13 protein-coding genes are annotated in these 13632 nt (G+C 66.4%); 8 read left to right on the top strand and 5 right to left on the bottom strand.

Annotated elements, in window-relative coordinates:
- Nucleotides 1–8: 8 nt before the first annotated feature.
- On the bottom strand, nucleotides 9–1043 hold the full coding sequence (locus LX70_RS15120; RefSeq protein ID WP_105515635.1) for a hypothetical protein: 1035 nt from the start codon (nucleotides 1041–1043) through the stop codon (nucleotides 9–11).
- A 23-nt stretch (nucleotides 1044–1066) separates the two neighbouring features.
- Nucleotides 1067–1537, bottom strand: coding sequence for a transcription elongation factor GreA (greA, locus tag LX70_RS15125; protein WP_105515636.1), 471 nt, complete (start codon nucleotides 1535–1537; stop codon nucleotides 1067–1069).
- A gap of 368 nt (nucleotides 1538–1905) precedes the next feature.
- On the opposite strand from greA, the gene LX70_RS15130 reads away from it, so the two are divergent.
- The 8 genes from LX70_RS15130 (at nucleotide 1906) to LX70_RS15165 (ending at nucleotide 11325) form a co-directional block, all read left to right on the top strand.
- A complete protein-coding gene (locus tag LX70_RS15130) occupies nucleotides 1906–3555 on the top strand; it encodes an electron transfer flavoprotein-ubiquinone oxidoreductase (protein ID WP_105515739.1) in 1650 nt (549 codons plus the stop codon).
- A 106-nt stretch (nucleotides 3556–3661) separates the two neighbouring features.
- Nucleotides 3662–5371 (top strand): tetratricopeptide repeat protein, encoded by a 1710-nt coding sequence (locus LX70_RS15135; protein ID WP_105515637.1) that lies wholly within the window; start codon nucleotides 3662–3664, stop codon nucleotides 5369–5371.
- Nucleotides 5361–6230, top strand: a complete 870-nt coding sequence (locus LX70_RS15140) for a 4-(cytidine 5'-diphospho)-2-C-methyl-D-erythritol kinase (RefSeq protein ID WP_105515638.1) — start codon at nucleotides 5361–5363, stop codon at nucleotides 6228–6230. Before LX70_RS15135 ends, LX70_RS15140 begins: the two co-directional genes overlap by 11 nt.
- Before the next feature lie 33 nt (nucleotides 6231–6263).
- Nucleotides 6264–7052, top strand: a complete 789-nt coding sequence (pcaD, locus tag LX70_RS15145; RefSeq protein ID WP_105515639.1) for a 3-oxoadipate enol-lactonase — start codon at nucleotides 6264–6266, stop codon at nucleotides 7050–7052.
- Nucleotides 7053–7055: 3 nt separating this feature from the next.
- Nucleotides 7056–7769 carry an alpha/beta fold hydrolase gene (locus tag LX70_RS15150; RefSeq protein WP_105515640.1) on the top strand — a complete coding sequence of 238 codons (714 nt, stop codon included), beginning with the start codon at nucleotides 7056–7058 and terminating at the stop codon, nucleotides 7767–7769.
- 86 nt (nucleotides 7770–7855) lie between these two features.
- Nucleotides 7856–8935, top strand: a complete 1080-nt coding sequence (locus tag LX70_RS15155; protein ID WP_105515641.1) for a zinc-binding dehydrogenase — start codon at nucleotides 7856–7858, stop codon at nucleotides 8933–8935.
- A 24-nt stretch (nucleotides 8936–8959) separates the two neighbouring features.
- Nucleotides 8960–10204 carry a mandelate racemase/muconate lactonizing enzyme family protein gene (locus LX70_RS15160; RefSeq protein ID WP_105515642.1) on the top strand — a complete coding sequence of 415 codons (1245 nt, stop codon included), beginning with the start codon at nucleotides 8960–8962 and terminating at the stop codon, nucleotides 10202–10204.
- Between the two features lie 86 nt (nucleotides 10205–10290).
- Entirely contained in the window at nucleotides 10291–11325 is a 1035-nt protein-coding gene (locus LX70_RS15165) for a LacI family DNA-binding transcriptional regulator (protein ID WP_281260456.1), read from the top strand.
- On the opposite strand, the gene cobF is transcribed toward LX70_RS15165, so the two are convergent.
- The 3 genes from cobF to LX70_RS15180 form a co-directional block, all read right to left on the bottom strand.
- Entirely contained in the window at nucleotides 11312–12064 is a 753-nt protein-coding gene (cobF, locus tag LX70_RS15170; protein WP_105515643.1) for a precorrin-6A synthase (deacetylating), read from the bottom strand. The two genes, LX70_RS15165 and cobF, sit on opposite strands and share 14 nt — an antisense overlap.
- Nucleotides 12065–12130: 66 nt before the next feature.
- Entirely contained in the window at nucleotides 12131–12808 is a 678-nt protein-coding gene (locus LX70_RS15175) for an energy-coupling factor ABC transporter permease (protein ID WP_105515644.1), read from the bottom strand.
- Nucleotides 12809–12865: 57 nt separating this feature from the next.
- Nucleotides 12866–13612: a CbtA family protein gene (locus LX70_RS15180; protein ID WP_105515645.1), complete on the bottom strand. Its 747-nt coding sequence runs from the start codon at nucleotides 13610–13612 to the stop codon at nucleotides 12866–12868.
- Between the last annotated feature and the right edge of the window lie 20 nt (nucleotides 13613–13632).

Here is a 13632-nt window from a genome sequence, read left to right on the forward strand (position 1 = left end):
GCCCCGGTTCAGTCGAAGATGCCCGTCACGCGCCCCAGAAGCATGAAGGCCCGCGCGGTGCGGGTTTCGGCCAGCGCGGCAATCTCCTGATCGCTGGCGTTCTTTTCGAATTCCTGAAAGGTCTTGTCGAACTGGCGCAGGAAGTGATGCGCGGTGTCGCGAAAGATCGTGTCCTGCCGCATCCGTCCCGAGGTCAGCGCAAGGCTCGACCGGTCGCGGACGCCGCCAAGCGCCGCGATGGTCCGCCCGCGTTCCCCCTGCGCGAAGCGGCGCCAGATGTCGGGCTTGGCGCGGTCGGGGCGCAGGTCGTCCATATAGATCCCGTCCTGGCTGAGCAGCGTCAGCGCGTCCTGCGCGGCCCGGATCAGGCGCGCGGTGCTGCGGTCATCCAGCGCCCGGCGCAGGGCGCGGAACCCGTCCTTGTCGGTCGGGCTGTCGGGGAAGTTCAGCGCCTTGATGAAATCGGCGATGGAGATCGGATCGGCGCTGCTGTCGGCCGGGGCGCCCAGCGCAAGGCCCGGCTGTTCCTCGGCCCCGTCAAGCGGGCGCGGGGTGACCAGCGCGGCCTTGCGGTCGGCTGACGGTTCCACCACCGTGACGTCGCGGCGCGAGGTGAATGTCGCGATGGCGTGTTCGGTCAGCCGGGTGGAGGCCGCGATCTGCTCAAGCCGCTTTTCGACGTTGGACTTGTTCAGCCCCGACTGCGCCTGGTTGAGATAGGCGTGGCGCATGGCATCGACTGTGGCATGAAGGCGCTGCGTCTCCCCCCGGACCTCGCGCGACATGCGCGACAGGGTCGCCGCGATCCAGATCAGCGCGATGGGCGCAAAGATCGCCACCAGCGTCATGATCGCGCCAAGCGCGCCCCCGCCCTCGCTGTCGGAGAAAAGGAAGAACCCAGCCACCAGCGCCAGCCACAACAGCGTGACAATGGCCGCCACCAGATCGGCCGGTCCCGGCCCGCCCGCCTCCGGGAACACCCGCGAAAACAGGCCAAGCTGGGCCTGGCCGGAAGGTTGGGCGTCGGGATGTTCCTCGGACATGCGGGTCAGCTCTCCGGCCGGGATCAGATATATTGGATCGAAACGACTTCGTAGCTTTTGTCGCCGCCCGGTGTGCGCACCTCGACGCTGTCCCCGGCATCCTTGCCGATCAGCGCGCGCGCCAGCGGCGAGCGGATGTTCAACAGGCCGCGTTCGATATCGGCCTCGGCCTCGCCCACGATCTGATAGGTCTTTTCCTCGTCGCTGTCCTCATCGACCAGCGTCACCGTCGCGCCGAACTTGATCGCGCCGGACAGCTTCGAGGTGTCGATGACATCGGCCCGCGACAGGATCGCCTCGATCTCCTTGATGCGGCCCTCGACAAAGCTCTGGCGTTCGCGCGCGGCGTGGTATTCGGCGTTCTCGGAAAGATCACCGTGTTCGCGCGCCTCGGCAATGGCCTTGATGACGGCGGGGCGTTCCACCGACTTCAGTTCCTTGAGTTCCTTGTCGAGCGCGGTATGGCCCGCGCGGGTCATCGGTATCTTTTCCATTTCGGTCCGTTTGTGAACTGTAGCCTCAAAAATGCCCGTATTATGCGCGACATCACGGTCTTAACCCGGTTCATGGCTGCAAAGTCAAGTGGGCCTGACGAGCGGCCGCCAAGGGCGGCGGAAAAACCACCATGATAAGGCACGCGCGCCCCCCGGCCGCGGTCAAGAGGCGAGCAGGCGGCTCTGGCCCTTGCCCGACCGGCGCCGCCCTGCCGGTCGCTGATCGCTGTTTTTCGATCTTTCTGTCGCCTTTCTCCCCCGATCCGGCCCGCTGCGGCCGTGTTATCATTGCGCCGCCGGGATGGCTCGGCTAACGATCTTGCGCAATTGAAGCGATGTCGGCCGCGCGGACGCGAAAGGGAGAAAGCATGACCGAGATGACCCGGGAATCGATGGAATATGACGTTGTGATCGTCGGCGCCGGTCCTGCCGGCCTGTCGGCCGCAATCCGCCTGAAACAGCTCGATCCCGATCTGAATGTCGTCGTCCTTGAAAAGGGCTCCGAGGTGGGGGCGCATATCCTGTCGGGTGCGGTTCTCGATACCTCCGGTCTCGACACGCTGATGCCGGACTGGAAGGAGAAGGGCGCGCCGATCACGGTCGAGGTGAAAAAGGACAACTTCTACGTCCTCGGCCCGTCGGGGCAGATGCGCATCCCGAACTGGCCGATGCCGCCGCTGATGTCGAACCACGGCAAATACATCGTCTCCATGGGCAATGTCTGCCGCTGGATGGCCGAACAGGCCGAAGGGCTGGGGGTGGAGATCTTCCCCGGCATGTCCTGTTCCGAGCTGGTTTACGGCGAGAATGGCGAGGTCAAGGGTGTCGTCGCGGGCGTCATGGGGGTGAACCCCGACGGCACGCCCGGCCCGAACTATGAGCCGGGCATGGAACTGCACGGCAAATACGTCTTCCTGTCGGAAGGGGTGCGCGGCTCGCTCGCCAAGGAAGTCATCGCGAAATACGACCTGTCCAAAGGCCATTGCCCGCAGAAATTCGGCATCGGCATGAAGGAGATCTGGGAGATCGACCCCGCCAAGCACCGCGAGGGGACCGTCACCCATACGATGGGCTGGCCGCTGGGCAACAACGCGGGCGGCGGGTCGTTCATCTATCACCTGGAAAACAACCAGGTCTATGTCGGCTTCGTGGTTCACCTGAACTACAAGAACCCGCACCTTTACCCCTATATGGAGTTCCAGCGCTTCAAGCATCACCCGATGGTGGCGGAGCTTCTGAAGGGCGGCAAGCGCGTGGCCTATGGCGCGCGCGCGATTTCCGAGGGCGGCTGGCAGTCGATCCCGAAACTGGTGGCGCCGGGTGTGGCGCTTCTGGGCTGCTCGGCCGGTCTCGTGAACGTGCCGCGCATCAAGGGCAACCACAACGCCATGCTGTCCGGCATCGCCGCGGCCGAGGCCGCGCAGGCCGCCATCGCCGCCGGGCGTGGCGGGGATGAACTTGCGGCCTATGAGGCCGACCTGCGCTCCGGCCCGATCGCCAGGGACCTGAAGAAGGTCCGCAACGTCAAGCCGATGTGGTCGAAATGGGGGATGCTCCCCTCGCTGGTCTTCGGCGGGTTCGACATGTGGACCAACAACCTGTTTGGCCTTTCGCTGTTCGGGACGCTGAAGCATGGCAAGACGGATGCCGCCTCGACGGGTGAGGCGAAGGACTATCCGAAGATCGACTATCCCCGCCCCGATGGCGTCTTGTCCTTTGATCGGCTGACCAACGTCTCGTTCAGCTTCACCAACCATGAGGAAAGCCAGCCCTGCCATCTGAAGCTGAAAGATCCCTCGGTCCCGATTTCGGTCAACCTGCCGAAATTCGACGAGCCGGCGCAGCGCTACTGCCCGGCGGGGGTTTATGAGGTGGTGGAAAAGGACGGCAAGCCGGAGTTTGTCATCAACTTTCAGAACTGCGTCCACTGCAAGACCTGCGACATCAAGGACCCGAGCCAGAACATCAACTGGACCACGCCACAGGGCGGGGACGGGCCGAACTACCCGAACATGTAACATTTTCGGCAATAATCGCCGCGCGGGGGGCTTCGGCCCCCCGTTCGCATTGCCATGTCCAAAAGCCCGCTCTACGCTCTCGCGGCCACAACATCAGGGGCCTGACGTGCAGAAACTTCGCCACCTTCCTTTCGTGCTGGCCGCGGGCCTTGCCTTCTGGGCCGCCCCCGCCAGCGCCGCCGATGGTGAGGCCGGACCCTACCTGGCCGCGCGCCTTGCAGGGGCCGAGTCCGATTATGCGGTTGCCGCCGAATACTATGCCCGCGCCCTTGCCGCCGATCCCGGCAATACCATGCTGATCGAGAATGCGGCGATCTCCGAACTTGCCCGCGGATCTGTCGCGGATGGCCTGAAGCTTGCCCGGCAGTTCGACGAGACAGGCGGGAAAAGCCAGATCGCGGATCTGCTGATCCTTGCCGATCTGGCGCAGAACGAAGATTACGCCGCAGCGGTGTCCGAGCTTGTCCGCGGCCGGTCGGCGGGGCAGCTTGTCGATGGGCTGTACCGCGCCTGGGCCTTTCTCGGCATGGGGCAGATGTCAGAGGCCGCCGCCGAGTTCGACAAGGTCAGCGCGGTGGGCGGGCTGAAATCCTTTGGCCTTTACCACAAGGCGCTGGCGCTGGCCTCGGTCGGCGATTTCGAGGGCGCGGACGCGATCTTTGCCGGGGCCGATGGCGGGCCGCTGCGCGCGACCCGACACGGCATTCTGGCCCATGCCCAGATCCTGAGCCAGCTTGAGCGGGATGCCGACGCCATAGCCCTGCTGAACACCGCGTTCGGGCCGGAAGGCGACCCCGCCGTCAGGGCGCTGCGCACCCGGCTTGAGGCGGGCGAAACCGTTCCCTTCACGCTGGTCTCCGGCCCCAAGGACGGCATCGCCGAGGTCTTCTATACGGTGGCCAGCGCGCTTGGATCGGAAAATACCGACGTCAACACGCTGGCCTATGCGCGGGTGGCGGAATATCTCGCCCCGAAGGATGCCGATGCGGTTCTTCTGGTGGCGAGCATTCTGGAAGGGCAGGGGCAGCACGCCCTTGCCAGCACCGAATTCGACAAGATCGGCAGCGACGATCCCGCCTATCTTCAGGCGGAACTTGGCCGCGCGGGCGCGCTGGTCGCCTCGGGCCAGACGGATGCCGCGATCGAGGTTCTGCGGCGGCTGGCCAAGGACCACCCCGACCGGATCGAAGTCTGGAACACGCTGGGCGACACGCTGCGGCGCGAGGAACGCTTCGAAGAGGCCGCCGGCGCCTATGATGAGGCGATCGCCCGCATCAGCGCGGAACCGGAGGTCTACTGGAGCCTTTATTTCGCGCGTGGTATCTGCAAGGAGCGGGCCAAGAACTGGACCGGGGCCGAGGTCGATTTCAAGAAAGCGCTTGAGCTTTATCCCGATCAGCCCTCGGTCCTGAACTACCTCGGCTATTCCTATATCGACCGGAACGAAAACCTCGACGACGCGCTGAAGATGATCGAGAAGGCGGCGGCCGAACGGCCCGATGACGGCGCGATCATCGACAGCCTCGGCTGGGGTCTCTACCGGCTTGGCCGCTATGACGAGGCGGTGACGCAGATGGAACACGCGGTCGAACTGATGCCGGTCGATGCCGTCGTCAACGACCATCTGGGCGATGTCTACTGGGCCGTCGGCCGGACCCGCGAGGCGGAGTTCCAGTGGCGCCGCGCGCTGTCCTTCGCCGAGGATTCCATGGACGCCGATCCCGACCGCATCCGCCGCAAGCTTGCGGTAGGTCTCGACAAGGTTCTGGCCGAAGAAGGCGCCAAACCGCTCGCCGTCAGCAAGAATGGCGATTGAGGTCACCGCACCCGCCAAGGTGAACCTTGCGCTGCATGTCACCGGCCGCCGGGCCGATGGCTACCATCTGCTTGACAGTATCGTGGCCTTTGCCGACGTCGGCGACCGGCTGCGGTTTGATGTGGCGGAGGATCTGTCCTTGTCCGTCACCGGACCTTTCGCGGTGGGTGTGCCGACCGATGGCGCGAACCTGATCCTGAAAGCCGCCGCGCTGATGAAGCGCGACGGGCAGGGGGCGCGGATAGCGCTGGAAAAACACCTGCCCCATGGCGGCGGCATCGGCGGCGGGTCCTCGGACGCGGCGGCGACGCTGCGGGCGCTGGCCCGGCTTTGGCAGGTGTCGCTGCCGGACCCGTCGCAGGTGCTGGCGCTTGGCGCCGATCTGCCGGTCTGCCTTGCCGCGCCCGCACCCCAAAGGATGCGCGGCATCGGTGAGGACCTTGCCCCCCTGCTGCCCCTGCCCGAACTTCACCTGACCCTCGTCAATCCCGGCGTTGCGGTGCCGACGGGGCAGGTCTTCGCGCGGCTGGCCGAGGGCTCCGGGACCGACAATCCCGGCCTTGCGCCGCCCCCGCCCGCGCCGGATTTCGACGCCTTCACCGGCTGGCTTGCCGCGCAGCGCAACGATCTTGAGGCCCCGGCGGCCATCATCGCCCCGGTGATCGCCGAGGCGCTGGCGGCCCTGCGCGCCGTCCCCGATTGCCGTCTGGCGCGGATGTCGGGGTCGGGCAGCACCGTCTTTGGCCTCTTCGACAGCGCACAAGGGGCCGAGCGCGCCGCGGCCCACCTCGCCGTCGCCAGACCGGGCTGGTGGGTGCGGGCCACGCGGCTTCTGGCCCCCGCCGACCGGGGCCTGTAAACACGCGCCTGTCCGGCCGGAAAGGAGATCCTGATGCACATGCTCGACCTTGGCGATCTGTCGCTTCACTGGCGTGAGGATGGCGATCCCTCCGGCGCGCCCGTCGTCTTTGCCAATTCGCTCGGCACCGATTTCCGGCTTTGGGACAAGGTCGTGCCGCTGATGCCGAAGGGGTTGCGCCTGATCCGTTATGACAAGCGCGGGCATGGCCTGTCCTCCTGCCCGCCCGGCCCCTATGGCATGGGCGCGCTGGTGCGCGATGCGGAACGGTTGCTGGACGCGCTGGGGGTGCGGGACTGTGTCTTTGTCGGCCTTTCCATCGGCGGGATGATCGCGCAGGGCCTTGCCGTGAAGCGGCTCGATCAGGTTCGCGCGCTGGTGCTGTCGAACACCGGGGCCAAGCTCGGGACGCCGCAGATCTGGGCCGACCGGATCGCGGCGATCCGCGCCGACGGGATTGAGGCCATCGCCGATGCCACCATGGAACGCTGGTTTCCGGCGACCTTCCGCGCGGGCGCGGAACTGCCCGCCTGGCGCAACATGCTGACCCGCCAGCCGGTCGAGGGCTATGTCGGCTGCGCCAACGCGATTGCCGGGGCGGATTTCATTACCCCGACCTCCGGCCTGACGCTGCCGACGCTGGCCATCGCGGGCAGCGAGGACGGTGCCACCCCGCCCGATCTGGTGCGCGAAACCGCCGATCTTGTCAAAGGATCGCGGTTCGAGTTGATCCGGGGGACGGGCCACCTGCCGCCGGTGGACAAGCCCGCCGAATATGCGGCCCTGCTGCGGTCCTTCCTGTCCTCTATCGGGCATGGCTGATCCATGGCAGAGTTTCTGTTGATCCACGGCTCCTGCCACGGTGCATGGTGCTGGCGCGACCTGATCCCGGCGCTTGCCGCTTTGGGACACACGGCGCGGGCCATCGACCTGCCCGCCCACGGCGCGGACACCACCCCCGCAACCGAGGCCACGCTTGACCTTTACGCCGACCGCATCCTTGCGGCCATCGACGGCCCGCTGACGCTGGTCGGCCATTCGGCGGCGGGCTATCCGATCACGCTGGCGGCAGAGCGCGCGCCGGAAAAGATCGCGCGGCTGGTCTACCTTTGCGCCTATGTGCCGGTGCCGGGGATGTCGATGATCGACATGCGCCGCGCGGGGCCACGGCAGTTGCTGGGGAACGCGGTCCGCGCCGCGCCGGATGGTGTGACCTATACCGTCGATCCCGCCCGCATCCGCGACCATTTCTACCAGGATTGCAGCGGTGAAATCGTGGCCTATGCCGCAGCCCACCTTTGCCCCGAACCGATCCTGCCGCAATCGACGCCCTTGCCGGCTCTGACCCGATGGCCGGGGGTAGAGAAACACTACATCCGCTGCGAACAGGATCAGACGATCCCGCCCGAGTATCAGGTGACGATGGCAAAGGACTTTCCCGATGCTTGCGTGACCAGCCTGCCGACCTCGCACAGCCCGTTCTTCTCCGCCCCCGGCCTGCTGGCCGAACGGCTGGGGCGGATCGCTTCGGGCGGTTAGCCGCGTCCCTTCGCATATTCCCGCTTGCAGCGCGCCGCCCAAGGCCGGAAGGTCGGGACGAACCAACCGGGAAGGGGGGAAGCCCCGTGACAGAAATCCGCGCCGCCGTCTGCAACGCTTTCGGGGAACCGCTGACCATTGAGAGCCTGACCCTGCGCGCGCCGGGGCCGGGGGAGGTGGAGGTCACGCTGGACGCCTGCGCCATCTGCCATTCCGACATCTCCTATGCCGAGGGCGCCTGGGGCGGCGATCTTCCGGCGGTCTACGGGCATGAGGCGGCGGGCCGCGTCTCGGCCGTGGGGCCGGGCGCGGCGCGGGTGAAGCCGGGCGATGCGGTGCTGGTGACGCTGATCCGGTCCTGCGGCCAGTGCGGGCCTTGCGCGGGCGGCCACCCGACGCGCTGCGCAGCGCCGCCAAAGCCCGCGCCCGTCCTGACCCGCCCCGATGGCAGCACGGTGGCGCAGGGCCTCAACTGCGCGGCCTTCGCGGAACGGGTGGTGGTCGGGGAAAGCCAGATCGCCCCCCTGCCGGATGGTATCCCGATGGAGGCGGCATCGCTTCTGTCCTGCGGCGTCATCACCGGGCTGGGCGCGGCGGTGAACACGGCGCAGATCAGGCCGGGCGAGGTGGTCGTGGTGATCGGCGCGGGCGGCGTGGGTCTGAACGCCATTCAGGGCGCGCGCCTTGCCGGGGCGGCCCGCGTCGTCGCCATCGACCGAAGCGCCGACAAGCTGGAGGCCGCGCGCGACTTCGGCGCGACCGACGGCATCCTTGCCGATACACCGAAACCCTGGTCCGAACTGCGCAAGATCGCCGGGCGCATGGCCGACGCGGTTCTGGTGACGGTTGGCGCGATCCCGGCCTATGACACCGCGCCCCGCTTCCTTGCCCCCGGTGGCCGCATGGTCGCGGTCGGGATGCCGCATTCCGGCGCAACCTCGGCCTATGAACCCGTGATCCTTGCCGCGACGGGGCAGAGCCTGACGGGGTCCTACATGGGCGATGTCGTTTTGGCGCGAGACATTCCCTGGATCGCCGACCTTTATCGGCAGGGGCGGCTGAAGCTTGATGACCTGATCTCGGGTCGCTGGACGCTCGACCAGATCAATGAGGCGATCGCCGATACCAAAAGCGGCGCGGCGCGGCGGAACGTGATCCTGTTCTGAGCGCGGGGGAGAGAGAGACCAAAGATGAAGCTGAAAGACCTTGAGATTTTCACCGTGGCCCCGCCAGCGCCGGGCTGGGGCGGGCGCTACTGGACTTTCGTCAAGCTGACGACGGATGACGGCATCACGGGCTATGGCGAATGCTATGCCTCCACCGTCGGGCCAAAGGCGATGGCGGCGGTGATCGAGGATGTCTTTGCCCGCCACATGGCCGGCACCTCGCCCGAAGAGGTGGAACTGATGTACCGCCGCGCCTATTCTTCGGGCTTCACGCAGCGGCCTGACCCGACGGTCATGGGCGCGTTTTCGGGGCTGGAAATCGCCTGCTGGGACATTCTCGGCAAGGCACGCAACCGGCCGGTCTGGGCGCTTCTGGGCGGCCGGATCAACGAAAGGCTGCGCAGCTACACCTACCTTTATCCCCGCCCCGGCGAGGAAAGCGCCGAATTCTGGACCAGCCCCGACATGGCGGCCGACGCGGCGGCGCACTTTGTCGATATGGGTTTCACGGCGGTGAAGTTCGACCCCGCCGGGCCTTACACGATCCGGGGCGGGCATGATCCATCGGCCTCCGATATCTCCCGCTCTGTCGCGTTCTGCAAGGCGATCCGGGCGGCGGTCGGCGACCGGGCGGACCTGCTTTTCGGCACCCATGGCCAGTTCAACATCGCGGGCGCGGTGCGGCTGGGCCAGGCTCTCGAACCCTACGGGCCGCTTTGGTATGAGGAACCGATCCCGCCCGACAACCTTCTCGACTTCGCCGAGGTGCAAAAGGCGGTGCGCATCCCGGTGGCCACGGGCGAACGCTTTACCACCAAGGCCGAATTCGCCACCGTCCTCAGGACCGGCGGCGCGCGCATCCTGCAACCCGCCCTTGGTCGCGCGGGCGGGATATGGGAGATGAAGAAGGTTGCCGCGATTGCCGAGGTCTTCACCGCGCAGATGGCCCCGCATCTTTACGCAGGCCCGGTGGAATGGGCCGCCAACATTCATCTTGGCGCCTCGATCCCCAACCTCCTGATGGTCGAGACGATCGAGACCGGCGGTGCTTTCCATCTGAAGCTTATCCGCAATTCCATCCGCTGGGAGGATGGCTATGTCATCCCCCCCGACGCGCCCGGCCTTGGCATCGACTTTGACGAGGATCTGGCCCGCGCCCATCCCTATACCGGCGACCGGCTGCACCTTGAGATGCAGGAAGCGCCCTGCGACTACACGCGGCCGAATGCCTTCGAAGGCGGCGCGCCATCTTCGCTGCCGCATAGATAGGGGGGCGGGAAGGCGCAATTTTCTTGCTTGGACATGCCCGGCCGTTGCACTAATCACAAAAGCATCACATTGGCGGAGAAAGCAGAGTGACCAGCGAAAGCACCACCGAGTCCCGGCGCGCGCTGACCTTGCGCGACGTCTCCGAAGCCTCCGGCGTCTCTGAAATGACGGTCAGCCGGGTGCTGCGGAACCGGGGCGACGTGTCGGATGCGACGCGCGAAAAGGTCCTGAAGGCGGCGAAGGCGCTGGGTTATGTCCCCAACAAGATCGCGGGCGCGCTGGCCTCGCAGCGGGTCAACCTTGTCGCGGTGATCGTGCCGTCGCTGTCGAACCTCGTCTTTCCCGAGGTGCTGGGCGGCATTTCGGAGGAGTTGGAGGATTCCGGCCTGCAACCCGTCTTCGGTGTCACCAACTATGCCCCCGAACGCGAAGAGGCGGTGCTTTACGAAATGCTGTCCTGGCGGCCCTCGGGCGTGATCGTCGCCGGGCTGGAACATACCCCGGCGGCGCGCGCGATGCTTGAAAATGCGGGCATTCCCATTGTCGAGATCATGGATGTCGACGGCAATCCGGTGGATTCCGTGGTCGGTATCTCTCACCGCCGGGCGGGGATCGAGATCGCGCGCGCCATCGTCAAGGCGGGCTATCGCAAGATCGGCTTTCTCGGCACCAAGATGCCCGACGACCACCGCGCGCGAAAGCGTCTGGAAGGGTTCGAGGCCGGTCTGGCCGAAGCGGGGATCGAGCTTGCGGACCGGGAGTTCTATTCCGGCGGCTCGGCCCTTCTGAAAGGGCGCGAGATGACCGAAACGATCCTGAAACGCAGCCCCGACCTCGATTTCCTCTATTATTCCAACGACATGATCGGGGCGGGCGGGCTGCTTTACTGTCTCGACAACGGGATCGACGTGCCGGGCAAGCTGGGACTGGCCGGGTTCAACGGGGTTGAACTTCTTGACGGGTTGCCGGTGCGCCTTGCCACGATGGATGCCTGCCGGCGGGAAATCGGGCGCCGCGCGGCGGAGATCATCGCGGGCCATAGCCATTCCGGCATGGTCGGCGGTGAGCGGATCGAACTGACCCCGACGCTTCAGCTTGGCGATACGATCAGGCGCGCCTGAGGATATAGATATCCATGATCCAGCCGTGATCGGCCCGCGCCCTGGCGCGGGTCCCGACGATCCTGTCGGACATCTCTGACAGCGGGCCGGACAGGATGATCTCTTCCGCCATCCCGACATAGGCGCCCCACCAGATCGTCACGCCTTTCGCGTCAATCGACCGGAACGAACACTCCCCGTCCAGCATCACGGCGATGGTGTTCACGCCTGCGGGCCAGCCTTCGTCGCGCAGCCGCCGCCCGGTGGTCACGATGAAGGGCGCGCCGATGTCATTGATCGGGATCGCATGGGACGCGGTCAGCGCCTGAAGCGAGGTGATGCCGGGGATCACCGTCACGTTCAGCTCAAATCCCGTCGCCACCCGCCCCGCGATGCGTAGCGTGCTGTCGTAAAGCGAAGGGTCGCCCCAGACCAGAAGCGCCACGCGCCCCGCCGTGCCGACCCCGTCGCGGATCGCCTGCCGCCAGGTATCGGCGATGGCGTCGTGCCAGTCATCGACCCCGGCGCGGTAATCGGGGTTGGCGGCATCGCGCACCGGCAGGTCGAACTCCGCCAGCCGCACCGCAGGGTTGGTCAGCACATCGGTACAGATCGCGCGGCGAAGCTCTGCCAGATCGGCCTTCGTCTCTCCCTTGCGGGGGATCAGGATCAGGTCGGCCGAATTCAGCGCCTTGATCGCCTGAAGCGTCAGGTGGTCCGGGTTGCCGGTGCCGATGCCGATAAGGAGAAGCTCGATCATGGGTGCCTTCTATCAACAAAAACGCGGCCCGCAATGGGGCCGCGTTTCGGTGTCCTGTCCGCTTGTTCAGGCGGCCTGATGCAGGCGACGTTCGAACAGCCGCCCGCCGGTCAGCTCACGCAGCGACTTCGCGGCGGCCAGGACGGCCAGATCCGCCAGAGGCTCGATCAGCACGACCATCATGTAGGCGGCGCCAAAGCTGGTGACGGCAGCGATGTTCGCGGCGCCGAAGCCCTGGCCGTAGAAGGCCCAGAAGCCGACCCAGGCCACGACACCGCCCTGATAGGCGGTCGAGAGGGCAAGGGCCTGAGAATAGCGCAGATCGACATAGGCGGTGTCCGGCGCGATGATCCGCTTGGCCAGCATCTGGAGCGCGAAGAGCGGCACCAGCAACGTGGTGATGTTCATGCCATATTGCGGCAGGTCGAAGGGCGCGAAGAGAAGCCCCTGAAGCAGAAGCCCCAGCGCCAGCCCAAGCGCGGCCGGTGCGGCGCCGAACATCAGGAACAGCGTCGAGCCGAGGATGAAGTGAACCTCGGACACGCCGACCGGAAAGTGCGGCAGGATCTGGAAGAAGGTGAAGACAAGGCCCGTCGTTGCCAGCGTGCGGCCCATGATCGGCAGCGCGCCATTGGCGCGGACCGCGTTGGCCGTCTCGCGCAGCGTAAAGCCGCCTGCGGCGACTGCGGTGGCGTAGCTGAGGACGATCTTGGCGCCGTCCACGATGCCCGGTTCGATATGCATTTTCAGTGTCCTTGTGAAGATGTTGCGGCGGGCAGGAAACTCCGCCCGCCGGAAAGCTCAGCCCGCCTCCGGTTCCGCCCACAGGCGCCCGGCCAGCCAGCCCAGCACCGCCCAGGTCACAAGGCCGACGCCAAGGACATTGGCGGAGAAGGCCGCGCCAAGTTCGGGCGGGGCGGCGCCGTAATACTCATCCAGACGCGGCGCCCCGATCACATGCGGCGCGGCCAGAAGCGCCGCGCCAAGGATCGCGGTCACGACGTTCCCGCCATAGGCAAAGAGAGCGATCCCCGTGCCGGTCGCCAGAACCGTCCCCAGCCACCAGACCTGACGGACGCTCAGATCCGCCGCGACCGTTCCGGGCAGTTCCGGCGCCAGCCCCATCGCCGGGGCAAGCTGAAACGCGACGAACCCCGCGATGCCCCAGATCAGCCCCTCACGCGACCCGACCCGCCGCCCGAAATGCTCGGCCAGCGCAAAGCCTGCGACAAGAAGGATGCCATAGGAGGCATAGGTCAGGCAGGTGAAGATCACCGTCAGCGCGTTGCGGTTGAAGTCGGACGGCTCCTCTGCTGCCGCCTCTGCCGCCGCCGCGTCAGGCGCGGCGGCGTGATCCCCGGTCGCCGCCATGTGGTCATGGCCCGTCGCCGGTGCCTCACCGGCCCCGCCGAAATGCACCAGATCGCCATATTCATATTGCTCGCCCAGAAGGATCAGGTCCTGGACGAACGCGAAATGCAGCAAGGCCGCAAGCAGCCCGGCTGCAAAACCGGCGAGGATACCGCCGGTCAGCATACGCTTGATCATGGGTTAGACCGTCAGGCCCC

Source organism: Albidovulum denitrificans, assembly GCF_002973535.1.
Lineage (GTDB): Bacteria > Pseudomonadota > Alphaproteobacteria > Rhodobacterales > Rhodobacteraceae > Albidovulum > Albidovulum denitrificans.